The sequence below is a fragment of the Comamonas endophytica genome, assembly GCF_023634805.2.
In the GTDB taxonomy this organism is placed as follows: domain Bacteria; phylum Pseudomonadota; class Gammaproteobacteria; order Burkholderiales; family Burkholderiaceae_C; genus Comamonas; species Comamonas endophytica.
In genome coordinates, this window is sequence record NZ_CP106881.1 from 2,113,551 (window position 1) to 2,135,461 (window position 21,911).

Sequence of the window (21,911 nt, forward strand, 5' to 3'; positions counted from 1 at the left end):
ATCGGCGGGGGGCAGTGCAGGACAAATGCGTCTTAAGGCCTGAAGAAACTCATGGGGGCATGGCGCAGGCGCGCAAGGATGGTGCGGTAGATGCGCGAGCGGTCCACGCCGCTGACGTTGTGCGCACGCACCGCCAGGCGGAAGGCCAGCAGGAAGCTGACGATCACGTTCAGCGCGCCATTGAAGGGCAGCATGGCGACGGCCCACCAGAAGGCGCTGTCGTGCAGCGCCTCCAGGCCCAGCGTGGTGCTGGCCACGCCGATCTGGCCGGCCGACAGCGTGATGTGGCGCACTTCCAGCCCCAGGCCGAAGAAGCCGACGAACGCCGGCACCAGCCCCAGCATCAGGCCCAGCGAGATGTTGGCGGCAAAGCCCGAGATGTTGCGGTGCAGGAAACCGGCCCAGCGCTTGGCGCGCGCCGGACCCAGCACGCGCATGATGCGCGGGTTGTAGCGGATGGCCGAGTCCATGCGCCGCAGCACGAACCAGTTTTCCGCCCAGCCGGCGATCAGGCTGCTGGCGAACAGCAGCACGCCGGTGAACGCCGCGAACAGCACCGAGGGCCCGAGCAGGCTCAGCGAATCGAGCACCTGCTCGGCATGCGCCGCATCGAGCGGCGGATGGCCGAAGGCCTTGAGGAACAGCAGGGACAAGCCGACCGCCGCCGGCACCACCACCAGCACATTGCCCAGGATCGCCGCGACCTGCGAGCGCGTGAGGTTGGCGACCTCGGTGACGAAATCCTCCACCGACTGCTGGTCCGGCAGCTCCTTGAGCTTGGCGGCCATGGCCGGCGCCGTCATCGCCGGCTGCTTGGTGGCCACGGTGAAGTGCAGCAGTTGGATCAGCACGAAGCTCAGCGCGTAGTTCATGCCGGCCAGCAGGCCGCCCCAGAAGGCCGACAGCGCCAGCGCGGCCAGCGCGAATTTCATCAGCGTGGTGAAGGCCATGACCAGGCCGCCGCCCGCGGCCCGGGCGACCATGGCACGGTACTCGCGCGGATTGCGCGTGATATAGCCGGCGCCGGTTTCGGCGCTGCGCTCGACCACCTTGGCGGCCAGCAGCGAAGAATTGGCCGACAGCAGCGCGCGCAGGCTGCGCCGCTCGCGCGCCACGCCCACCAGGTGCGCCAGCAGCGGCGCGGCTTCGGCCACGGGCCGCTCGGAGGTCAGGCAGTCGAGCAGCCGGCGCACGCGCACGATGCGCTCGCGCAGCTGGCGCAGCCGGAACACCAGCCCGACCGAGATGCCCTCGGATTCGAAATGCGAGTACACCGTGGCCGTGGCCGCGCGGCAGGCATCGAGCCGTTCGCGCAGCCGCTGCTCCGCGGCCAGCAGGCGGTCGGGCGTGCGCAGCGCCAGCATCACTTCGACGCGCAGGTTCTCCACGTCGTGGATCAGCGCATGGAAGGGCTGGGCCAGGCGCGCGCTCTCGTTCATGCGCAGGCGCAGCTCGGGCGCGAAGCCGGTCGACAGGATCTGGCCGGCGCAGTAGGTGATGGCGCTGAGCAGCGTGCGCTGCCAGTAGGAGGGGCCGTCCTGCTGCGACGAGACCAGCACGCGCAGCCGCGCCAGCAGCTCGGCGTCCAGCGCGTTGAGCCAGAGCGCATCGAATTCGTCCGGCAGCGCCAGCATGAACAGCTCGGAGGCATCGATGGTCTCGGGGCTCGCCGGCAGCAGCTTGTAGCGCAGGCGCTCGTTCAGCTCGCTGGCCAGCGCGGTGCGCGGCGCGAAGCCGAAGTCGGCCAGCAGCGTGGTGAGGTCGACGGTTTCAACGAAGCGCTCCCACCAGGCCTGCATGCGCGCGCGCGCCGCGGGGTCGGCCTCGAGCGCATCGACGAACTGGCGCACGCGCTCCACCGCGAGCTCTACCGAGGGCGCGGGCGCGCGCACCCAGTCGAGCAGGTGGATCAGCCACAGATGGCGGTGGGCCAGGTCGGCGTGGGGGTCGAGTTCCAGCAGCAGCAGCGGCAGGTCGTAGGCGGCGCGCTTCATTCAGTGCAATACGCGTTCGCTCAGGGGGGCCGTGCCGGCACCGGGTTCGAAGGCTTCGAGCATGAACAGGCGGATCGGGGCGCGGAAGGTCTCGCCCTGGTCCGTCACGCACAGGTAGCTGCCGTGCATGGTGCCGCTGGGCGTGCGCAGTTCGCAGCCGCTGCTGTACTGGAAGGCCTCGCCGGGCTGCAGCAGCGGCTGGTGGCCGATGACGCCCAGGCCCTTGACCTCCTCGGTGTGGCCGTTGCTGTCGCTGATGATCCAGTGGCGTGCAATCAACTGTGCGGGCGTGCGGCCCGTGTTGGTGACGGTGATGGTGTAGGAAAAGCGGAACACGCCGGCTTCCGGCGCGGACTGCTCCGGCAGGTATTCGGGCTGTACCTCGATCTGAAAGTCGTTGGTCGGCATGGTGCAATGGTACCTGCGACAATCGGCCCATGAGCCGCACCTTCCGCATCGCCCCCTCGATCCTGTCCGCCGATTTCGCCCGCCTCGGCGAAGAAGTGAGCAACGTCATAGCTGCCGGCGCCGACTGGATCCACTTCGACGTCATGGACAACCACTACGTGCCGAACCTGACTTTCGGCCCCATGATCTGTGAGGCCTTGAAGCCCCACGCCAAGACCGCCGACGGCACTGCCGTGCCCATCGACGTGCACCTGATGGTGCAGCCGGTCGATGCGCTGGCCCAGGCCTTCGCCCAGGCCGGCGCCGACTACATCAGCTTCCACCCCGACGCCTCGGCCCATGTGCACCGCAGCGTGCAGGCGATCCGCGCCAGCGGCTGCAAGCCGGGCCTGGTCTTCAACCCGGCCACGCCGCTCGACGTGCTGGACTGGGTCATCGACGACATCGACCTGATCCTGCTGATGAGCGTCAACCCCGGTTTCGGCGGCCAGAGCTTCATCGACAGCACCTTCCGCAAGATCGAGGCCGCACGCAAGCGCATCGAGGCCTCGGGCAAGGACATCCGCCTGGAAGTCGACGGCGGCATCAAGGGCGAGAACATCCGCCGCGTGGCAGATGCCGGTGCCGACACCTTCGTGGCCGGCAGTGCGATCTTCGGCAAGCCCGACTACCGCGCCGTGATCGACGGCATGCGCTCGGCACTCGCCTGATCACGCCATGCTCCTGCGCCATCCCGCTCTCCAAGCCTTTGATTTCGACGCCGCCATCGTGGACCTGGACGGCACCATGGTCGACACGCTGGGCGATTTCAGCGCCGCGCTCAACGGCATGCTGGCCGATCTGCAGCTGCCGGCCATCGATCCGGCAGCCATTGAAAACATGGTCGGCAAGGGCTCCGAGCATCTGATCCGCAGCGTGCTCGCCTATGTGGAGGTAGCCGATGTCGAGGCGCGCTACCCGCAGGCCTGGGAGCGCTACCAGCACCATTACCTGGCGATCAACGGCCAGCACGCCACGGTCTACGATGGCGTGCGCGAAGGCCTCGAGGCCTTGCGTGCCCAGGGCCTGCGCCTGGCCTGCCTGACCAACAAGCCGCTGTCCTTTGCCCAGCCGCTGCTGCGTGCCAAGGGGCTCGATGGCTTTTTCGAATGGGTGTTCGGCGGCGATTCCTTCGAGCGCAAGAAACCCGATCCGCTGCCGCTCATCAAGACCTGCGAGGCGCTGGGCACGGCGCCCGCGCGCACGCTGATGATCGGCGACTCCAGCAACGACGCCAAGGCCGCGCGCGCCGCGGGCTGCCCGGTGGTGCTGGTGGACTATGGGTACAACCATGGGGAGCCGGTGCGGGGGGTGGATGCGGATGGTTGGGTGGGGAGTCTGATGGAATTGACAGCGGCGGTGGTGCCGCTGGGGGCTTGACTCGAGAGCGGCCGTTCATGGTTCGACGGGCCCGCCGAGGAAGGCTCACCACGAACGGTTTTGATCCGTTCGCCCTGAGCTTGTCGAAGGGTAACGGGCCAGAACTCAAGATAGTAGCTAAACCCCACCGCCTCCCAGCCTCCACCCCAGGTTTGCTACACTGCCCCCCATGTTCATTCACCGCACGTTCACTGCAGGTTGCAAAGACCGGGGAGCCTGGCCCTGGCGCAAGCCTGCACATCTGAACGACTGATGGCACCTGGGGCACGTCCCAGCGTGCACCCGTGGCCCCTGGCGGGCCGTTTGATTGAACTGCGGCAGCATCCGCCTGCCGCCTGAGCTGGGACTCTTTTCCGTGATCACAGAACTCGAATTCAAAAGCCTGTCCGCGCAGGGCTTCAACCGCATTCCCCTGATGATCGAGGCCTTTGCCGACCTCGAAACCCCTCTTTCCCTGTACCTCAAGCTGGCGCATGGCCAGGGCGACGGCAAGTACAGCTTCCTGCTGGAGTCGGTCGTCGGCGGCGAGCGCTTCGGGCGCTACAGCTTCATCGGCCTGCCCGCGCGCAGCCTGCTGCGCGCCAGCGGCTTCGGCGCCGATGCCAGGACCGAGGTCGTGACCGACGGCCAGGTGGTGGAGACCCACCAGGGCAATCCGCTCGACTTCATTGCCGCCTACCAGCAGCGCTTCAAGGTCGCGCTGACGCCGGGCATGCCGCGCTTTTGCGGCGGCCTGGCGGGCTATTTCGGCTATGACGCGGTGCGCTATGTCGAGAAGAAGCTCGAGCACTCCTGCCCGCCCGACGACCTGGGCTGCCCCGACATCCTGCTGCTGCAGTGCGAGGAGGTCGCGGTCATCGACAACCTCTCGGGCAAGCTCTACCTGATCGTCTACGCCGACCCGGGCCAGCCCGAAGCCTATGCGCGCGGCAAGAAGCGCCTGCGCGCACTCAAGGAGCAGCTGCGCTACTCGGTCAGCGCGCCGCAGCTCAAGGCCAGCGAGAACCATCCCGCGCAGCGCAGCTTCGCCAAGGCCGACTACCTGGCTGCCGTGGAGGAAGCCAAGGAGCTGATCGCCGCCGGCGACTTCATGCAGGTGCAGGTCGGCCAGCGCATCCACAAGCGCTACACGCAAAGCCCGCTGAGCCTGTACCGCGCGCTGCGCTCGCTCAACCCCAGCCCCTACATGTACTACTACCACTTCGGCGATTTCCACGTGGTGGGGGCCAGCCCGGAGATCCTGGTGCGCCAGGAGAAGACGCCCGAGGGCCAGAAGATCACCATCCGCCCGCTGGCCGGCACGCGCCCGCGCGGCGCCACGCCCGAGGCCGACAAGGCGACCGAGGTCGAGCTGATCAACGACCCCAAGGAACGCGCCGAGCATGTGATGCTGATCGACCTGGCGCGCAACGACATCGGCCGCATCGCGCGCACCGGCAGCGTCAAGGTGACCGAGGCCTTCGCGGTCGAGCGCTACAGCCATGTGATGCACATCGTGAGCAATGTCGAGGGCCTGCTCAACGAGGGCATGACCAGCATGGACGTGCTCAAGGCGACCTTCCCCGCGGGCACGCTGACCGGCGCGCCCAAGGTGCATGCGATGGAGATCATCGACCGGCTCGAGCCCGTCAAGCGCGGCATCTACGGCGGCGCCTGCGGCTACCTGAGCTTTGCCGGCGACATGGACGTGGCCATCGCGATCCGCACCGGCGTGATCAAGGACGGCATGCTCTACGTGCAGGCCGCGGCCGGCGTGGTGGCCGATTCGGTGCCCGAGATGGAATGGCGCGAAACCGAACACAAGGCGCGCGCGCTGCTGCGCGCCGCCGAACTGGTGGAGGAAGGACTGGAATGAGCCGCGCAATCGACAAGGTGCCGCACTGCACCACAATGACCGAAGTGCGCCAGGGCGTGAATGCCCTGGACGACATCCTGGTGCCGCTGCTGGTGCAGCGCAGCGGCTTCATGACCCAGGCGGCGCGCGTGAAGAACGACGCGCAGCTGGTGCGCGACGAGGCGCGCATCCAGGCCGTCGTGGACCGCGTGCGCGAGCGCGCCGTCGCCGAGGGCGGCGATCCGGCGCTCATCGAGCAGCTGTACCGCGGCATGATGGAGCTGTTCATCGCCTATGAGCACCAGGAACTGGCGCGCCAGCGTGCCGAGGGTCTCGCGCCCAAGAGCGGCCAGGAGTGATGCAATGAAACTGCTGATGATCGACAACTACGACAGCTTCACCTACAACATCGTCCAGTACTTCGGTGAACTGGGCGCAGAGGTCAGCGTGGTGCGCAACGACGAGATCACGCTCGAGGAGCTGCAGGCGCGCATGCAGGCCGAAGGCATCGAGCGGCTGGTGATCTCGCCCGGCCCCTGCTCGCCGGCCGAGGCGGGCATCTCGGTCGAGGCGATCCGCCATTTCGCCGGGAAGATGCCGATCCTGGGCGTGTGCCTGGGCCACCAGAGCATCGGCGCGGCATTCGGCGGGCGCATCGTGCGCGCGCAGCAGCAGATGCATGGCAAGACCAGCGTCATCACCACCACGCAGTCGGGCGTGTTCGCCGAGCTGCCGCAGCAGTTCACCGTCAACCGCTACCACTCGCTGGTCATCGAGCAGGACAGCCTGCCCGAGGTGCTGGAAGTCACCGCCACCAGCGAAGATGGCGAGATCCAGGGCGTGCGCCACCGCGAGCTCGCCATCCAGGGCGTGCAGTTCCACCCCGAAAGCATCCTCACCGAGCACGGCCACGCGATGCTGCGCAATTTCCTGGAACAGAAGGCTTGAATCCCGGCATGAAACACATCACCCCCCAGGAAGCGCTGCAGCGCACCATCGAGCACCGCGAGATCTTCCATGACGAGATGCTGCACCTGATGCGCATGATCATGGGCGGCGAGATGTCGCCGCTGATGACCGCGGCCATCCTCACCGGCCTGCGCGTGAAGAAGGAGACCATCGGCGAGATCACGGCCGCGGCCCAGGTCATGCGCGAGTTCTCGCTGCGCGTGCAGGTCGCCGACACCACCCACCTGGTGGACATCGTCGGCACCGGCGGCGACGGCGCCAACACCTTCAACATCTCGACCTGCTCGATGTTCGTGATCGCCGCGGCCGGCGGAAAAGTGAGCAAGCATGGCGGGCGCAGCGTCTCGAGCAAGAGCGGCAGCGCCGATGCGATGGAGGCGCTGGGCGTCAACCTGAACCTGTCGGCCGAAGCCATTGCCGAATGCATTGCCGAGGTCGGCATCGGCTTCATGTTCGCTCCCAACCACCACCCGGCGATGAAGAACGTGGCCGCGGTGCGCAAGGAGCTGGGCGTGCGCACGCTGTTCAATATCCTCGGGCCGCTCACCAACCCGGCCAGCGCGCCGAACATCCTGATGGGCGTGTTCCACGAGGACCTGGTCGGCATCCAGGTGCGCGCGCTGCAGCGCCTGGGCGCCGAGCATGCGCTGGTGGTCTACGGGCGCGATGGGCTCGACGAGATCAGCCTGGGCGCCAGCACCCTGGTCGGCGAGCTGCGCGACGGCGCGGTGCATGAATACGAGATCCACCCCGAGGACTTCGGCCTGCAGATGGCCAGCACGCGCTCGCTGCGCGTCGAGAATCCCGAGCAGTCGCAGGCCATGCTGCGCGGCGTGCTGCAGGGCGCGAAGGGCCCGGCGCGCGACATCGTCTGCCTGAATGCCGGCGCGGCGCTGTATGCCGCGAACGTCGTGCCCAGCATTGGCGAGGGCCTGGCGCGCGCGCAGCAGGTGATCGACAGCGGCGCGGCGCAGGCCAAGCTCGAGCAGCTGGTCGCCAAGTCGCAGGCGCTGAGCACGCCCGCTCTTTGAATTCCCGAAACATCGAAAGCCAGACATGTCCGATATCCTCAACAAGATCGTCGCCGTCAAGCGCGAGGAACTTGCCGCCGCCCAGAAGAAGATGCCGCTGGCCGAGATGCGCCGCGATGCCGAAAGCCGCGTGCTCACGCGCGATTTCGAGGGCGCGCTGCGCGCGAAGATCGCCAAGGGCCAGGCGGCGGTGATCGCCGAGGTCAAGAAGGCCAGCCCGTCGAAGGGCGTGATCCGCGCCGATTTCATTCCCGCCGACATCGCGCAAAGCTACGCCGAGGGCGACGGCAAGGTGAGCGCCGCCTGCCTGTCCGTGCTGACGGACAGGCAGTTCTTCCAGGGCAGCGTCGACTACCTCAAGCAGGCGCGCGCCAGCTGCCTGCTGCCGGTGCTGCGCAAGGATTTCCTGATCGACCCTTATCAGGTCTACGAATCGCGCGCGATGGGCGCCGACTGCGTGCTGCTGATCGCCGCCTGCCTGGAAGACGCGCAGATGGCCGAGATGGAAGCCGTGGCGCACAGCCTCGACATGGCGGTGCTGGTCGAGGTGCATGACGCAGCGGAGCTCGAGCGCGCGCTGCGCCTGAAGACCGCGCTGCTGGGCATCAACAACCGCAACCTGCGCACCTTCGAAGTCAGCCTGCAGACCACGCTGGAGCTGCAAAAGCAGGTCCCGGCCGACAAGCTGCTGGTCACGGAATCAGGCATCCTGACACCGGCCGATGTGAAGCTGCTGCGCGGGGCGGGCGTCAATGCCTTCCTGGTGGGAGAAGCCTTCATGCGTGCCGACGAGCCAGGCGAAGCCCTGGCGAAGTTATTCGCCTGAACACCCAAGACGCCATGCACCCATCCTCCGACAGCCCTGCCACCCAACTGCAAAGCGCCAAGCCCAACGACTGGCCCGTGGCGCCAGGCTGGCAGCCGCTGGTGGACAGCTTCTTCGCGGGCGCGGTCGGGCAAAAGCTGCTGGCCTTCCTGCAGTCGCGGCTGGATGCGGGCGCGGTGATCTTCCCGCCGCAGCCGTTGCGCGCGCTGGAGCTCACGCCGCCAGAGTCGGTGCGCGTGGTGATCCTGGGGCAGGACCCGTATCACGGCCGCGGCCAGGCCGAGGGGCTGGCGTTCTCGGTGGCGCCCGGCGTGCAGCTGCCGCCGTCGCTGCGCAATATCTTCAAGGAGATGCAGCGTGACCTGGGCACGCCCATGCCGGCCTTTCCCGTGCCCGGCGGCAGCCTGGCGAAGTGGGCCACGCATGGCGTGCTGCTGCTCAACACCTGCCTGACGGTGGAGGAGGGCCAGGCCGCCAGCCACAGCAAGCGCGGCTGGGAAGTGCTCACGGACGCCGTCATCCGCCATGTGGCCGAGGGCCCGCATCCCGTGGTCTTCATGCTCTGGGGCAGCCATGCGCAGTCCAAGCAGGCCTGGATTCCCGCCGATCGCGGCCATCTGGTGCTGACCAGCAACCACCCCTCGCCGCTGTCGGCGCTGCGCCCGCCGGTGCCGTTCATCGGCAACGGGCATTTCGGCAAGGCGCGCGCGTTCCGGGACGCGCAAAACGGTTCAGCGTGATTCGCGCAGGCTGAGCCACATGCTGGCCAGCCCGCACAGCACCACCCCTGCCATGCCGATCAGCGACAACTGGTCCGGCACCTGCCCAAAGAACAGCCAGCCCATGGCCATGGCAAAGCCGATCTGGCTGTAGAGAAAAGGCGAGACCGTCGCCGGCGTGGCCTTGCGGTAGGCGATCAGCAGCAGCAGGTGGCCGACGCCGCTGCACACGCCCATGACCAGCACCGCGCCCCAGAGCTGCCAACCGGTCACGCTCTGCCAGAACCAGGGCAGCAGCGGCGCCGTCAGCAGTACCGGCAGCCAGGTCGTATAGAGCTGGGTGGTTGCGGGTTCGTCCAGGCGCGCCAGGCGGCTGCCCAGCAGCTGGTAGCCAGTGCCGCACAGCAGCAGCGCCATCGGCAGCAGGCTGCGCCAGCCCAGCGGCTGGTCGGTGCTCTCGGGGCGCACGATCAGGATCACGCAGGCCAGGCCCAGCAGCAGCAATACCAGCCGCGCGCCGCTGACGCGCTCCTTGAACAGCCAGGCCGATGCAACGACGATCAGCAGCGGGCTGGCGGACCAGATCGCGGTGAAATTGCCCAGCGGCATGCTCTGGATGCAGAAGAACGCCACGCAGGAAGTGAGAAAGCCGAATGCCGAGCGGCTGAGCTGGAAGCGCGGATGCTGCGTGCGCAGTATCGACCAGCCATGACGCGGCAGCACCAGCACCGCCGTGACCAGTGCCTGGGCGGCATAACGCAGCCAGACCACGAGCAGCATGGGCAGGTACTGGCCGCTGAACTTGGTGGCGCTGTCCAGCAGCGCAAACAGCGCGCAGGCGCATACCGTCAGCCCGATGCCGGCCAGCGCCGAGCGCATGGGCTGGGACAGTCCCGCAAACCAGGAGGACATCGCTCCCACCCTCTCTTTGAATGAATTGGCCGCGACCTCGGGGCCAGAACGCATTCTAGGCCCTGGTCGGCACCTCAACCATGAACCTCTTGTGGGTCCATTGGCCTACGGGTCAACCCTGGTTTTGCTTCACGGACATAATGATAATTGTTCGCATGTGGGGCGCCTGGGGTACAGGCCGTGCCTTCCATCGCGGACCATTTTTTTGCCAGTCAATGTGAGAAGGACCGGGTTATGACGTTTTCCGTGGCGCGCCGCCAGGCGCTGGGACGCTTGGGACAGTGGGGTGTGGTGTTGGGCATGGCCGGCGGCGCTGCCGCGGGATGGGCCGCCGAGACCGTGACCGTCAAGGACAACACGGGCGAAGTGCGCGTGCCGCTGAAGCCGAAGACCGTGCTGGTGCTGGATCTGGCGGCGCTGGACATCATCCAGGCGCTGGGCGCCGAAGTCCAGGGCATCCCCAACCAGAAGCTGCCGCCGCTGTTCGACCAGCGCTATTCCGACAGCGCCAGGTACCCTCACATCGGCAGCCTGTTCGAGCCGGACTATGAAAAGATCCGCACGCTCAAGCCCGACCTGATCATTGCCGGCAACCGCTCGCTGCCGAAGATCGAGGAGCTCCGGAAGTTCGCGCCGGTGCTGGACGTCACGGTGGACAACCAGCAGCAGCTCGACCATGTCTACCGCAACATCCGCGCGATTGCCGCCATTTACGGCCTGAAGGACAAGGGCGAGGCCGAGATCCAGTCCGTGGAGAAGGCCGTGGCCGATCTGCGCGTGAAGGCGGCCCGGCAGGGCCCGGGCCTGTTCCTGATGACCAATGGCGGCAAGCTCAGCGTCTATGGCCCGGGTTCGCGCTTCGACATGCTCTACACGGTGTTCGGCCTGAAGCCGCTGCCGCAGAAGATCGAGGTCTCCAAGCACGGCCAGGCGGTGTCCTTCGAGTACCTGCTCAAGGCCAATCCCGAGTGGCTGTTCGTGCTGGACCGCGACGCCGCCATCGGCCGCGAAGGCGCTGCCGCGCAGAAGCTGCTGGACAACAGGCTGGTGCAGGCGACCAAGGCCTGGCGCAACAAGCAGGTGGTGTATCTCAATGCCGCCAACTGGTATCTGCTTTCCAACGCCGGCCCCAGCGCTTTGAAGGCCAACATCCAGCAACTCTCGGATGCCTTCTCCCGCAGTTAAGCCGCCCGCAGCCAAGCTGCCTGCAGCCAAGCTACCTGCAGCCCAGCTGCCCGCAGCCCGGCCGGGCGCCACTGCGCCCGGCTCCTTTGTCACGGCGTGGGCCGGGGCCCTAGTGGCCCTTCTTGCATTGGCGCTGTGGAGCCTGTCGGTCGGGGTGAGCGACGTGTCGTGGAACACGCTGTGGTCCTCGAGCGAGGACGACATGGTCGCCCAGGTGCTGCTCTACAGCCGCGTGCCGCGCACGCTGGCGCTGGTGCTCGCGGGCTCCTCGATGGCCGTGGCCGGGCTGCTGATGCAGATGCTGGCGCGCAACCACTTCGTCGAGCCTTCCACGGTGGGCACGGTCGAGTCCGCGACGCTGGGCATGCTGATGATGGCGCTGTGGGCGCCCGACTGGTCGGTCTGGGCCAAGATGGGTTTTGCGGCGCTGATGGCGCTGGCGGGCACGGCGCTGTTCCTGGCCGTGCTGTCGCGCGTGAAGCTGCGCTCGGCCTGGATCGTGCCGCTGGTCGGCCTGGTGCTGGCCGGCGTGATCGATGCGGGAGCGACCTTCTTCGCCTACCAGCACGACATGATCCAGTCGCTGCGTGCCTGGGCCAATGGCGACTTTTCGGTGGTGGTGGAGGGGCGCTACGAGATGCTCTGGCTGTCGCTGGGCGTGACGCTGCTGGCCTGCCTTGCGGCCGATCGCTTCACCGTCGCCGGGCTGGGCGAATCCTTTGCCACCAATCTCGGGCTGAACTACCAGCGCCTGGTCTGGCAGGGCCTGGTGGTGGTGGCCGTGGTCACGGCCTGCGTGGTGGTCACCGTGGGCAGCATTCCCTTTGTCGGGCTGATCGTGCCGAATGTCGTGCGCCTGATCGTTGGCGACAATGTGCGCCGCAGCGTGCTGTGGGTGGCGATGGCCGGCGCCGGGCTGACGCTGCTGTGCGACCTGATCGGCCGGCTGGTGATCGCGCCCTATGAGATCCCCGTGGGCACGGTGATGGGCGTGGTGGGCAGCGCGCTGTTTCTCATCCTGATCGTGCGCCGACGTCGCATAGGCTGAAATGGAAAACACAACGCAAATCGCCGCGCCGCGCGCGCCGACCTGGGCCGGGCGCTGGCAGATGCCCGGGTTCCGCCTGGGCCTGCTGGCGCTGCTGGCCGTGCTGGCGGGCGCGGCCTTCATGACGGTGGGCGTGCAGACCGACTGGGCCTTCGTGCTCGGGCACCGCGGCGTCAAGCTGCTGACGATGCTGGTCGTCGCCGGCGCCATCGGCATGTCCACCGTGGTCTTCCAGACCATCACCCACAACACCATCCTCACGCCCTCGATCATGGGGCTCGATGCGCTCTACCAGTTCCTGCAGGCGCTGCTGGTGCTGCTGCTGGGCGCGTCCGGCGTCGTGGCCTGGGGCGTGCTGCCCAAGTACCTGCTGGAGATCGGGCTGATGGTGGGTTTCAGCGTGCTGCTGATGCGCTGGCTGTTCACCGGCCACGCCAGCAGCCTGCACCTGATGCTGCTGGTCGGCATGGTCGGCGGCATCCTGCTGCGCAGCCTGACCAGCTTTGCCATGCGCATGATCGATCCGAACGAGTTCGCGACGCTGCAGGACCGGATGTTCGCGAATTTCAACTCCATCCAGCTGCAGCTGCTGTGGCCGTCCATGGCGCTGATGCTGCTGGGCACGGCCTGGATCTGGCGCCGGCGCCATGTGCTGGACGTGCTGGCGCTGGGCCGCGACGTGGCGGTGAACCTGGGCGTGAACTACCAGCGGCAGGTGCTGCAGCTGCTGGTGGTGATGGCATGCCTTGTCGCGGTCTCGACGGCGCTGGTCGGGCCGGTGACCTTCTTCGGGCTGCTGGTGAGCAACATGGCCTACCAGTCGATGGGCACGCGCCGCCACCGCTGGGTGCTGCCCGCGGCGGTGCTCTGGGGCGTGGTGCTGCTGCTGGGCGGCCAGGTGATTCTCGAGCAGGTGTTCGCGTTCAACACCGCGCTGTCCATCGTCGTCGAGTTCCTCGGCGGCATGGTGTTCATTTATTTGCTGATGCGCAAGGGCAAGACATGATCGACGCACGCGATGTGGTCAAGCGCCACGGTGGCACCACGGTGCTGCACGGGGTGTCGCTGCAGATTCCCAAGGGCAAGTTCACGGCCATCATCGGCCCCAACGGCGCGGGCAAGTCGACGCTGCTGTCGCTGGTCAGCCGGCTTATGCCCATGAGCGGCGGCTCAGTGAGCGTCGACGGGCTGGATGTGGCGACGACGGCCAGCGATGCGATGTCGCGCGTCATGGCCATCCTGCGCCAGGACAACCAGTCGGCGCTGCGACTGACGGTGCGCGATCTGGTGGGCTTCGGCCGCTTTCCGCACAGCAAGGGGCGGCTCACCGTGGAGGACCTGCGGCATGTGGAGGATGCGCTCGACTACCTGCAGCTGCAGCCGCTGGCCGAGCGCTTTCTCGACGAGCTCTCGGGCGGCCAGCGCCAGCGCGCGTATATCGCGATGGTGCTGTGCCAGGACACGCCCTACATGCTGCTGGACGAGCCGCTGAACAACCTCGACATGGCGCACGCCGTGGCCATGATGAAGCTGCTGCGCCGCGCTGTCGAGGAACGCGGCAAGACGGTGGTGGTAGTGCTGCACGACATCAATTTCGCATCCTGCTATGCCGACCACATCATCGCCATGAAGGACGGAGCGGTGGCGCATGAAGGCCCGCCGTCACAGGTGGTGCAGGGCGGGGTGCTGTCGGCGCTGTATGGGATCGATGTGTCGGTGCATGAGGTCAAGGGGCAACGCTTGTGTCACTATTTCGCGTAATGGCCGTCCATCCTTCGGCAGGCTCAGGACGAACGGTGGTTGTCCGTTCGTCCTGATCCTGAGCGTGTCGAAGGATCGAAGGGCCTGTCCTAAAGTAAACCCCTGCCGTCCCGCCACGCTCAACGCTGTCGTTCCAGCAGCATCGAGTCCCCATAGCTGAAAAACCGGTAGTGATGCGCGATCGCCTGCTGATACAGCGACATCACCTGCTCGTACCCCGCCAGCGCGCTGACCAGCATCATCAGCGTGCTCTTGGGCAGATGGAAGTTGGTGACCAGCATGTCCACCACCTGGAACTCGAAGCCCGGCGTGATGAAGATGTTGGTGTCGCCCTGGATGCGGCCGCTCTTGGCCCAGGATTCCAGCGTGCGCACCGTGGTCGTGCCGACGGCGATCACGCGGCCGCCGCGCTGGCGGCAGCGCTCGAGCGCGGCGAGCGTTTCCAGCGGGATGTCATACCACTCGCTGTGCATCTGGTGCTCGGCCAGGTTCTCGGTCTTGACCGGCTGGAAGGTGCCCGCGCCCACATGCAGCGTGACGCTGGCGCGCTCCACCCCGCGCTCGGCCAGGCGCGCCAGCACGGCTTCATCGAAGTGCAGCGCGGCCGTGGGCGCGGCCACGGCGCCGGGCTTGCTGGCAAACACCGTCTGGTAACGCTGGCTGTCCTCGGCCGCATCCGGGTCGTTGCCCTCCGACTGCTGGCGCTCGATATAGGGCGGCAGCGGCAGGTGGCCGTGGCGCTCCATCAGCTCGTAGGGCGTCTCGCCCGCCGGGCCCTGCAGCGCGAAGCGGAACAGCGGGCCATTCTCGTCGGGCCAACGGCCCAGCAGCTGTGCGTCGAAGCCGCCGCCGTGCAGGCCGCCGCACATGTGGATGCGCGCGCCGGGCAGGGGCTTCTTGCTGACACGCATGTGGGCGACCACCTGGCCGTTCTCCAGCACGCGCTCGATCAGCAGCTCGAGCTTGCCGCCGCTGGCCTTCTCGCCAAACAGCCGGGCCTTGAGCACGCGGGTGTCGTTGAACACCAGCAGGTCGCCGGCTTCGAGCAGTTCGGGGAGTTCGCGGAAGATGCGGTGGATTGCCGGCGAAGTGCGGCCGTCGAGCAGGCGCGAGGCGCTGCGTTCGGGCGCGGGATGCTGGGCAATGAGGGATTCGGGAAGCGCGAAGTCGAAGTCGCTGAGCGTGAAGGCGCGGGAGCTGGAAGACATGTGGTTCTTGAGGGCCGGACAGGGCCCGTTCCAAGGAGCAAAAAAGGAGCCGGGATTGTCGCAAAGAAATGCCGGTCCGCAGCCCATGTTGTCTTTGGGCGCGTGACGCGCCGCCGTGCTCAGGCCAGCGCCGCCTCGGCCCTGGCCACGTGCCCGCCCCACAGCGCGTCGAGGTCGTCGAAGGGCCAGTTGGCGGGGTCCTCGTGGGTGACGATGCGCTCGCTGCAGTCCGGCGCCGCGAGGTCCAGCACATGGGTCGGGATGCGCTGCTGCGGCCGTATCGCGTAGAACACCTTGACGCGCGGCGCCAGCAGCGAGACCTGCGAGGCCTCCACCACCACCGCCAGCCGCTGCGACTGCAGCCGCACCAGCGAGCCCACGGGATAGATGCCCACGGTCTGCACGAAGGCCTGGAACAGCTTGTGGTCCAGCTGGGTGCGGCTCCACTGCGCCATGCGGCGGATGGCCTCGGCCGGGGGGCAGCCGCGCGTGTAGGGCCGGTTGGAGGTCACCGCGTCATAGACGTCGCAGATCGCCGTCATGCGCGCCAGCAACGGAATGTTCTCGCCTGCGAGCTGGTGCGGGTAGCCGCTGCCATCGATGCGCTCGTGGTGGTAGAGGCAGGCATCGCGCACCGCCGGATCGATATCCATGACCTGCAGCATCTGCCAGCCCTTGGCCGAATGGGTGCGCATGATCGCGAACTCATAGTCGTCGAGCGGCCCGGGCTTGTGCAGGATGTCCTGGCTGATGGCGGCCTTGCCCAGGTCATGCAGCAGGCCCGCGAGCGCGGCCTTGCGCACGCTGTGGTCGTCGAGCCCCAGGCGCCGCGCCAGCGCCGCCATCAGCGCGCAGACCGCCAGGCAGTGCAGGTAGGTGTACTGGTCGATTTCCTTGAGGCGCACCAGGCTGGTCAGCGCACCGGGGTTGCGTTCGATGGAGTCGGTGATGTCCTCGACCAGGCGGTAGACCGGCGGGATGTCGAGGCCGCCGCCATCGCGCGCCTGGGCGAACAGCTGGCTGAGCGCCGGGTGCGCGCGCTGGCACAGGTCGGCGGCGCGCTGCAGTTCCTCTTCCATGCTGCTGCTGCGCGCGCTGCGCGCCGAACGCGGACGCTGCGAATGGCCCGAGTGCGCGGGGTCGACAAATGACGCGGTGTCGGGGTCATAGACCAGGCAGTCAATGCCGGGCGGCACGTCGGCGCCCTTGCGCACGTCGATCCAGACTTCCTGGATGCTGCCCTTGTGCAGCTTGGCCAGCTCCTCGGGTGTCTTGATGAGGAAACGGCTGCGCCAGAAGGGGTGGGCGAGCCAGGAGCCGCAGAATTCGTGCAGATACATGCCCTGCGAGAGGTGCTGGACATTGAGGCGCTTGAGCATGGGGGCGGGGCGTGAAAGGTAACCTGACGTAAGTGGACCGGCACATGGTAGCCTTTTTACCCAGGCTGTCGCGCCGTATCGCGGTGCGCGGTGCGCGCGAGCGTTGCTTTATTGTGCCTTTCCCTTTGACCGAGACTATCCGACCTACATGCCTGCCCCGCCTTCCGCTCCAGCCAAGACCCCCGCCAGCAGCGCGCAAAAGGCGCTGCTGAAGCTCGGATTGGCGCGCGACATCGATCTGGCGCTGCACCTGCCGCTGCGCTATGAGGATGAAACCCGGATCACGCCGCTGCGCAACGCACGCGACGGAGCCGTGGTGCAGATCGAGGCCACGGTGGTTTCCAGCGAGGTGCAGCTGCGCCCGCGGCGCCAGCTGGTGGTGCAGGTCGAGGACGGCACCGGCAGCTGCGAGCTGCGCTTCTTCAGCTTCTATCCCTCGCACCAGAAGACCCTGGCCGTGGGCGCGCAGCTGCGCATCCGCGGCGAAATCAAGGGCGGCTTCTGGGGGCGGCAGATGATGCATCCCGCGTTCCGTCCCGCCGGCGGCGAGCTGCCGGCCGCACTGACGCCGGTCTATCCCACGGTGGCCGGGCTGTCGCAGCCCTATCTGCGCCGCGCTATCGCCAGCGCCCTGCTGCGCGCCGACCTGAGCGATACCCTGCCGCCGAACGCCGATCCGCCGGTGCAGCGCAGCTGGGGCGAAGGTGGGCTGCAGCCGTTGTACAGCCTGCGCGAGGCGCTGAAGTTCCTGCACAACCCCACGCCGGACGTGGCGCTGGCCACGCTCGAGGACCACAGCCATCCGGCCTGGCAGCGGCTCAAGGCCGAGGAGCTGCTGGCCCAGCAGCTGTCGCAATACCAGTCCAAGCGCGAACGTGCCCGGCTGCGGGCTCCGGCGCTGGCCATGCCGGCACCGGTACCCGGCGTCGTGCCGCTCGATGCGCAGTTCCTGGCGCAGCTGCCCTTCGGCCTGACGCGCGCCCAGCAGCGCGTATGCGCCGAGATCGCCGCCGACATGGCGCGCCCCGTGCCCATGCACCGCCTGCTGCAGGGCGACGTGGGTTCGGGCAAGACCGTGGTGGCGGCGCTCTCGGCCATGACCTGCATTGCCGCGGGCTGGCAGTGTGCGCTGATGGCGCCCACCGAAATCCTGGCCGAGCAGCATTTCAGCAAGCTCGTGGGCTGGCTGGAAACCATCCTCGAACCGCTGGGCAAGAAGGTCGCCTGGCTGTCGGGCGCGCAGAAGAAAAAGCAGCGCACCCAGATGCTGGAGCTGATCGCCAGCGGCGAGGCGGCGCTGGTGGTCGGCACCCATGCCGTGATCCAGGAGCAGGTGCAGTTCCACAACCTGGCGCTGGCGGTCATCGACGAACAGCACCGCTTCGGCGTGGCCCAGCGCCTGGCCCTGCGCCAGAAGCTCGCGCATACCGGGCTCGAGCCGCACCTGCTGATGATGAGCGCCACGCCCATCCCGCGCACCCTGGCCATGAGCTATTACGCCGACCTGGATGTGTCGACCATCGACGAGCTGCCGCCCGGGCGCACGCCGATCGTCACCAAGCTGATTGCCGACAGCCGCCGCGACGAGGTCATCGCGCGCATCGCGGCGCAGGTCGCGGCGGGCCGGCAGGTCTACTGGGTCTGCCCACTGATCGAGGAAAGCGAGGCGCTGGACCTGTCGAACGCCACCGCCACCCATATGGACCTGAGCGAGGCGCTGCCCGGCGTCATGGTCGGCCTGCTGCACTCGCGCATGCCCACGGCGGAGAAGAAGGCCGTGATGGAGCTGTTCACCGCGGGCACGATGGGCGTGCTGGTCAGCACCACGGTGATCGAGGTCGGCGTCGACGTGCCCAATGCCTCGCTGATGGTCATCGAGCACTCCGAGCGCTTCGGCCTGAGCCAGCTGCACCAGCTGCGCGGGCGCGTGGGGCGCGGCGCGGCGGCCTCGGCCTGCGTGCTGCTGTACGCGGTGAACGACAACGGCAAGCTGGGCGAGACCGCCAAGGAGCGCCTGCGCGCCATGGCCGAGACCAACGACGGCTTCGAGATCGCGCGCCGCGACCTGGAGATCCGCGGGCCCGGCGAGTTCCTCGGCGCACGCCAGTCGGGCGCCGCCATGCTGCGCTTTGCCGACCTGGAAACCGACATCGCGCTGCTGGAATGGGCGCGCGAATGCGCACCTCAGATGCTCGACCAATTCCCGCAGCTGGCAGAGCGCCATGTCGCGCGCTGGCTTGGTGGCAAGGCGGAGTACCTCAAGGCGTGAACGCAGCTGACGTCGGTTACCGTCAATTTCAGACATGCGCGGTGCAATATGTGCTGTTTATGCCAAAGTGCCGCGACAATAGCTATTCCGCATGGCACAGAATTTACATTCATGACACTCACCGAACTCAAGTACATCGTCGCCGTGGCCCGCGAAAAGCATTTCGGGCATGCGGCGGAAGCATGCTATGTGTCGCAGCCCACGCTGTCGGTCGCCATCAAGAAGCTCGAGGAAGAGCTTGACGTCAAGCTGTTCGAGCGCAGTGCCGGCGAGGTGTCGGTCACGCAACTGGGCGAGGAAATCGTGCGCCAGGCGCAAAGCGTGCTGGAGCAGGCCGCCGCCATCAAGGAAATCGCCAAGCGCGGCAAGGACCCGCTGGCCGGTGCCCTGACGCTGGGGGTGATCTACACGATCGGCCCCTACCTGCTGCCCGAGCTGGTGCGCCACGCCATCCAGCGCACGCCGCAGATGCCGCTGATGCTGCAGGAGAACTACACGACCAAGCTGCTGGAGATGCTGCGCACCGGCGAGATCGACTGCGCCATCGTCGCCGAGCCCTTCCCCGACACCGGCCTGGCGACGGCGCCGCTGTATGACGAGCCCTTCATGGCCGCCGTGCCCAGCACCCACGCGCTGGCGCAGCAGGATTCGGTCTCGACCATCGAGCTGAAGAACGAAACCATGCTGCTGCTGGGTTCGGGCCATTGCTTCCGCGACCATGTGCTCGAAGTCTGCCCCGAGTTCGCACGCTATGCGAGCAATGCCGAAGGCATCCGCCGCACCTTCGAAGGCTCGTCGCTGGAAACCATCAAGCACATGGTGGCGGCCGGCATGGGCGTGACGCTGGTGCCGCGCCTGTCGGTGCCGCGCGATGCGCTGGAAAACCACGTGCGCCGGCGCAAGAACGACGAGCCGCACATCCGCTACCTGCCGATCCGCACCGAAGACGGGCTGCCCACGCCCAACCGCCGCGTGGTGCTGGTCTGGCGCCGCAGCTTCACGCGCTACGAGGCGATTGCCGCGCTGCGCAATGCCGTGTACGCCTGCAATCTGCCTGGCGTCGAACGGCTTTCCTGAGCCGCGCAAGCGGCCGCCAGGACGGGGCAGGCGCTGGCCCCGTCCATTTTTCACCTGCGCAGGCACCGGCGCATGGCCTTTCCCGCTGCCGGGTCAGCGCCACCCTGTGACCGGCGCCCCGTTTCGCACCTGGACCCGATGTCACCTGTTGCTTCTCCCCCATCCCCGCCGCCCGCTGCGCCACGCTCGAAACTGGCGCTGTACCTGGACCTGATCCGCTGGAACCGCCCCGCGGGCTGGCTGGTGCTGGTCTGGCCGACGCTGGCGGCGCTGTGGGTCGCGGCCGAAGGCTTTCCAGGCTGGCATCTGCTGCTGGTGTTCGTGCTGGGCACGGTGCTCATGCGCAGCGCCGGCTGCTGCATCAACGACATCGCCGACCGCGATTTCGACCGGCATGTGAAGCGCACCACGCAGCGCCCGATCACTTCGGGCCAGGTATCGGTCAATGAGGCGCTGGTGCTGGGCGCGGTGCTGGCGCTGGTGGCGCTGGGCCTGGTGCTGACCACGCGCCGGGAAGCCGTGGCCTGGTCGGTGCCGGCGGTGCTGTTCACCATCCTCTACCCCTTCACCAAGCGCTTCTTCTCCATGCCCCAGGCCTTCCTGGGCATCGCCTTCAATTTCGGCATCGTCATTGCGTTCGCTGCCGTGCTGGGCAGCGTCACCGCGACCGGCTGGGTGCTGTGGCTGGCCAACATGTTCCTGGTGCTGGCCTACGACACCGAATACGCGATGGTCGACCGCGACGACGACCTGAAGATCGGCATGAGGACCTCTGCCATCACCCTGGGCCGCTGGGACGTGGCCGGCATCATGCTGTTCTTCGCGCTGTGCTGGCTGCTCACGCTGTGGGCGCTGTGGCCCTACGCGCTGGGCTGGCCCTTTGCGCTGGGCATGGCGGCGGCGGCCGCGCAGATCGCCTGGCATTTCACGCTGATCCGCGAGCGCACGCGCGCCGGCTGCTTCACTGCATTCAGCAAGAGCCACTGGATCGGCGCCACGCTGTTTGCCGGCATCGCGCTGGGATTCGCGTTGCGCTGAATCAGCGGCCGAATTCCTTGGCCAGTTCCTTGGCGCGCTGCTCGGCAGCGCGCATGGCGGCCACGAACTGCTCGGGCAACTGTGCCTGCTGCATGTGGCTGATGGCCGCATGGGTCGTGCCGCCCTTGCTGGTCACGCGCTGGCGCAGCACCTCGGCCGGTTCGCTCGAGCGTGCCGCCAGTTCCGACGCACCCTGGAAGGTCGCCACCGCGAGCTGATAGGACTGGTGCGCGCCCAGGCCCATCTCGACGCCCGCCCGGGTCATGGCTTCGAGGAACAGGAACACATAGGCCGGGCCCGAGCCCGACAGCGCGGTCACCGCATCGAGCTGGGCCTCTTCCTCCACCCACAGATGCTTGCCGGTGCTGGCCACCGCCTGCTCGACCAGCGCCCGGGCCTCGGCATCCACCGCCGGCCGTGCATACAGCCCGGTGATGCCCTGGCCGATCAGCGCCGGCGTGTTGGGCATGGCGCGCACGATGCGCTCGCTGCCCAGCCACGCGGCGATGCTTTCGGTCGTGATGCCCGCAGCCACGCTCAGGTGCAGTGCATTGCCGGTATGCGGGGCCACGGCGGCAGCCGCTTCCTTGAAGGTCTGCGGCTTGACCGCCCAGACCACCAGCTGCGCGCGCGCCAGCGCCGCGCTGGCCTCGGGCCGTGCCTGGATGCCGAACTGCTCCTTCAGCGCCGCGCGCGCGGCCTCGAAGGGCTCGACGACTTCGATCTGCCCGGCAGCCAGGCCCTGGCGCAGCAGCCCGCCGATGATGGCGCTGGCCATATTGCCGCCGCCGATGAAAGCAATGGTGGAGAGTGTGCTCATGTGAAGCGCTATAG

General features: G+C 67.6%; 21 protein-coding genes. 15 read left to right on the top strand and 6 right to left on the bottom strand.

Features of this window, described 5'->3' with window-relative positions; genetic code table 11:
* Positions 1-32 precede the first annotated feature (32 nt).
* Complete coding sequence (locus M9799_RS09460; protein WP_231041436.1) at positions 33-1,994, bottom strand: site-specific recombinase; 1,962 nt, start codon at positions 1,992-1,994, stop codon at positions 33-35.
* Positions 1,995-2,402, bottom strand: a complete 408-nt coding sequence (gene apaG, locus M9799_RS09465; RefSeq protein WP_231041437.1) for a Co2+/Mg2+ efflux protein ApaG — start codon at positions 2,400-2,402, stop codon at positions 1,995-1,997. It lies immediately after the preceding gene.
* 29 nt (positions 2,403-2,431) lie between these two features.
* On the opposite strand from apaG, the gene rpe reads away from it, so the two are divergent.
* From rpe to M9799_RS09505, 8 genes are all read left to right on the top strand, one after another.
* A complete protein-coding gene (gene rpe / locus M9799_RS09470; RefSeq protein ID WP_231041438.1) occupies positions 2,432-3,112 on the top strand; it encodes a ribulose-phosphate 3-epimerase in 681 nt (226 codons plus the stop codon).
* A gap of 7 nt (positions 3,113-3,119) precedes the next feature.
* Positions 3,120-3,821, top strand: coding sequence for a phosphoglycolate phosphatase (gene gph, locus M9799_RS09475; protein WP_231041439.1), 702 nt, complete (start codon positions 3,120-3,122; stop codon positions 3,819-3,821).
* Positions 3,822-4,176: 355 nt separating this feature from the next.
* Positions 4,177-5,676, top strand: coding sequence for an anthranilate synthase component I (gene trpE, locus M9799_RS09480; protein ID WP_231041440.1), 1,500 nt, complete (start codon positions 4,177-4,179; stop codon positions 5,674-5,676).
* The gene (locus M9799_RS09485; protein WP_231041441.1) at positions 5,673-6,014 is read left to right on the top strand and encodes a chorismate mutase; all 342 of its coding nucleotides are present in this window, start codon (positions 5,673-5,675) and stop codon (positions 6,012-6,014) included. Before trpE ends, M9799_RS09485 begins: the two co-directional genes overlap by 4 nt.
* Positions 6,015-6,018: 4 nt before the next feature.
* Positions 6,019-6,603 carry an anthranilate synthase component II gene (locus tag M9799_RS09490; protein WP_231041442.1) on the top strand — a complete coding sequence of 195 codons (585 nt, stop codon included), beginning with the start codon at positions 6,019-6,021 and terminating at the stop codon, positions 6,601-6,603.
* An 8-nt stretch (positions 6,604-6,611) separates the two neighbouring features.
* The gene (trpD, locus tag M9799_RS09495; protein WP_231041443.1) at positions 6,612-7,655 is read left to right on the top strand and encodes an anthranilate phosphoribosyltransferase; all 1,044 of its coding nucleotides are present in this window, start codon (positions 6,612-6,614) and stop codon (positions 7,653-7,655) included.
* 25 nt (positions 7,656-7,680) lie between these two features.
* On the top strand, positions 7,681-8,481 hold the full coding sequence (trpC, locus tag M9799_RS09500) for an indole-3-glycerol phosphate synthase TrpC (protein WP_231041444.1): 801 nt from the start codon (positions 7,681-7,683) through the stop codon (positions 8,479-8,481).
* A gap of 14 nt (positions 8,482-8,495) precedes the next feature.
* Entirely contained in the window at positions 8,496-9,221 is a 726-nt protein-coding gene (locus M9799_RS09505; RefSeq protein ID WP_231041445.1) for a uracil-DNA glycosylase, read from the top strand.
* Here the strand turns inward: M9799_RS09505 and M9799_RS09510 are convergent.
* Positions 9,213-10,112 (bottom strand): DMT family transporter, encoded by a 900-nt coding sequence (locus tag M9799_RS09510; protein ID WP_231041446.1) that lies wholly within the window; start codon positions 10,110-10,112, stop codon positions 9,213-9,215. The genes M9799_RS09505 and M9799_RS09510 overlap by 9 nt on opposite strands.
* 234 nt (positions 10,113-10,346) lie before the next feature.
* Here M9799_RS09510 and M9799_RS09515 point away from each other — a divergent pair, with 234 nt between their 5' ends.
* From M9799_RS09515 to M9799_RS09530, 4 genes are all read left to right on the top strand, one after another.
* A complete protein-coding gene (locus M9799_RS09515; protein ID WP_231041447.1) occupies positions 10,347-11,297 on the top strand; it encodes a siderophore ABC transporter substrate-binding protein in 951 nt (316 codons plus the stop codon).
* Positions 11,278-12,345, top strand: coding sequence for an ABC transporter permease (locus tag M9799_RS09520; protein WP_231041448.1), 1,068 nt, complete (start codon positions 11,278-11,280; stop codon positions 12,343-12,345). The genes M9799_RS09515 and M9799_RS09520 overlap by 20 nt, the downstream gene beginning before the upstream one ends.
* Positions 12,346-12,406: 61 nt before the next feature.
* A complete protein-coding gene (locus tag M9799_RS09525; RefSeq protein ID WP_231042149.1) occupies positions 12,407-13,351 on the top strand; it encodes an iron chelate uptake ABC transporter family permease subunit in 945 nt (314 codons plus the stop codon).
* Positions 13,348-14,106, top strand: coding sequence for an iron ABC transporter ATP-binding protein (locus M9799_RS09530; protein WP_231041449.1), 759 nt, complete (start codon positions 13,348-13,350; stop codon positions 14,104-14,106). Before M9799_RS09525 ends, M9799_RS09530 begins: the two co-directional genes overlap by 4 nt.
* A gap of 119 nt (positions 14,107-14,225) precedes the next feature.
* On the opposite strand, the gene queA is transcribed toward M9799_RS09530, so the two are convergent.
* The gene (queA, locus tag M9799_RS09535) at positions 14,226-15,314 is read right to left on the bottom strand and encodes a tRNA preQ1(34) S-adenosylmethionine ribosyltransferase-isomerase QueA (RefSeq protein WP_231041450.1); all 1,089 of its coding nucleotides are present in this window, start codon (positions 15,312-15,314) and stop codon (positions 14,226-14,228) included.
* A gap of 119 nt (positions 15,315-15,433) precedes the next feature.
* Complete coding sequence (locus tag M9799_RS09540) at positions 15,434-16,693, bottom strand: cyclic di-GMP phosphodiesterase (RefSeq protein WP_231041451.1); 1,260 nt, start codon at positions 16,691-16,693, stop codon at positions 15,434-15,436.
* Between the two features lie 148 nt (positions 16,694-16,841).
* Here M9799_RS09540 and recG point away from each other — a divergent pair, with 148 nt between their 5' ends.
* The 3 genes from recG (at position 16,842) to ubiA (ending at position 21,077) form a co-directional block, all read left to right on the top strand.
* Positions 16,842-18,962, top strand: a complete 2,121-nt coding sequence (gene recG, locus M9799_RS09545; RefSeq protein WP_231041452.1) for an ATP-dependent DNA helicase RecG — start codon at positions 16,842-16,844, stop codon at positions 18,960-18,962.
* 111 nt (positions 18,963-19,073) lie between these two features.
* Positions 19,074-20,039 (top strand): LysR substrate-binding domain-containing protein, encoded by a 966-nt coding sequence (locus M9799_RS09550; protein ID WP_231041453.1) that lies wholly within the window; start codon positions 19,074-19,076, stop codon positions 20,037-20,039.
* 138 nt (positions 20,040-20,177) lie between these two features.
* Positions 20,178-21,077, top strand: coding sequence for a 4-hydroxybenzoate octaprenyltransferase (gene ubiA / locus M9799_RS09555; RefSeq protein ID WP_231041454.1), 900 nt, complete (start codon positions 20,178-20,180; stop codon positions 21,075-21,077).
* Position 21,078: 1 nt separating this feature from the next.
* Here the strand turns inward: ubiA and proC are convergent, their stop codons facing one another.
* On the bottom strand, positions 21,079-21,897 hold the full coding sequence (gene proC, locus M9799_RS09560; protein ID WP_231041455.1) for a pyrroline-5-carboxylate reductase: 819 nt from the start codon (positions 21,895-21,897) through the stop codon (positions 21,079-21,081).
* Positions 21,898-21,911: the final 14 nt, after the last annotated feature.

What these genes read in the sequence shown, in the direction of transcription:
- queA (WP_231041450.1), bottom strand. Translation starts at nt 15,314, where the DNA reads ATGTCTTCCAGCTCCCGCGCCTTCACGCTCAGCGACTTCGACTTCGCG.
- gph (WP_231041439.1), top strand. Translation starts at nt 3,120, where the DNA reads ATGCTCCTGCGCCATCCCGCTCTCCAAGCCTTTGATTTCGACGCCGCC.
- rpe (WP_231041438.1), top strand. Translation starts at nt 2,432, where the DNA reads ATGAGCCGCACCTTCCGCATCGCCCCCTCGATCCTGTCCGCCGATTTC.
- M9799_RS09485 (WP_231041441.1), top strand. Translation starts at nt 5,673, where the DNA reads ATGAGCCGCGCAATCGACAAGGTGCCGCACTGCACCACAATGACCGAA.
- M9799_RS09510 (WP_231041446.1), bottom strand. Translation starts at nt 10,112, where the DNA reads ATGTCCTCCTGGTTTGCGGGACTGTCCCAGCCCATGCGCTCGGCGCTG.
- trpC (WP_231041444.1), top strand. Translation starts at nt 7,681, where the DNA reads ATGTCCGATATCCTCAACAAGATCGTCGCCGTCAAGCGCGAGGAACTT.
- recG (WP_231041452.1), top strand. Translation starts at nt 16,842, where the DNA reads ATGCCTGCCCCGCCTTCCGCTCCAGCCAAGACCCCCGCCAGCAGCGCG.
- M9799_RS09520 (WP_231041448.1), top strand. Translation starts at nt 11,278, where the DNA reads ATGCCTTCTCCCGCAGTTAAGCCGCCCGCAGCCAAGCTGCCTGCAGCC.
- M9799_RS09460 (WP_231041436.1), bottom strand. Translation starts at nt 1,994, where the DNA reads ATGAAGCGCGCCGCCTACGACCTGCCGCTGCTGCTGCTGGAACTCGAC.
- apaG (WP_231041437.1), bottom strand. Translation starts at nt 2,402, where the DNA reads ATGCCGACCAACGACTTTCAGATCGAGGTACAGCCCGAATACCTGCCG.
- M9799_RS09530 (WP_231041449.1), top strand. Translation starts at nt 13,348, where the DNA reads ATGATCGACGCACGCGATGTGGTCAAGCGCCACGGTGGCACCACGGTG.
- M9799_RS09505 (WP_231041445.1), top strand. Translation starts at nt 8,496, where the DNA reads ATGCACCCATCCTCCGACAGCCCTGCCACCCAACTGCAAAGCGCCAAG.
- trpD (WP_231041443.1), top strand. Translation starts at nt 6,612, where the DNA reads ATGAAACACATCACCCCCCAGGAAGCGCTGCAGCGCACCATCGAGCAC.
- ubiA (WP_231041454.1), top strand. Translation starts at nt 20,178, where the DNA reads ATGTCACCTGTTGCTTCTCCCCCATCCCCGCCGCCCGCTGCGCCACGC.
- M9799_RS09550 (WP_231041453.1), top strand. Translation starts at nt 19,074, where the DNA reads ATGACACTCACCGAACTCAAGTACATCGTCGCCGTGGCCCGCGAAAAG.
- M9799_RS09525 (WP_231042149.1), top strand. Translation starts at nt 12,407, where the DNA reads ATGCCCGGGTTCCGCCTGGGCCTGCTGGCGCTGCTGGCCGTGCTGGCG.
- proC (WP_231041455.1), bottom strand. Translation starts at nt 21,897, where the DNA reads ATGAGCACACTCTCCACCATTGCTTTCATCGGCGGCGGCAATATGGCC.
- M9799_RS09515 (WP_231041447.1), top strand. Translation starts at nt 10,347, where the DNA reads ATGACGTTTTCCGTGGCGCGCCGCCAGGCGCTGGGACGCTTGGGACAG.
- M9799_RS09490 (WP_231041442.1), top strand. Translation starts at nt 6,019, where the DNA reads ATGAAACTGCTGATGATCGACAACTACGACAGCTTCACCTACAACATC.
- M9799_RS09540 (WP_231041451.1), bottom strand. Translation starts at nt 16,693, where the DNA reads ATGCTCAAGCGCCTCAATGTCCAGCACCTCTCGCAGGGCATGTATCTG.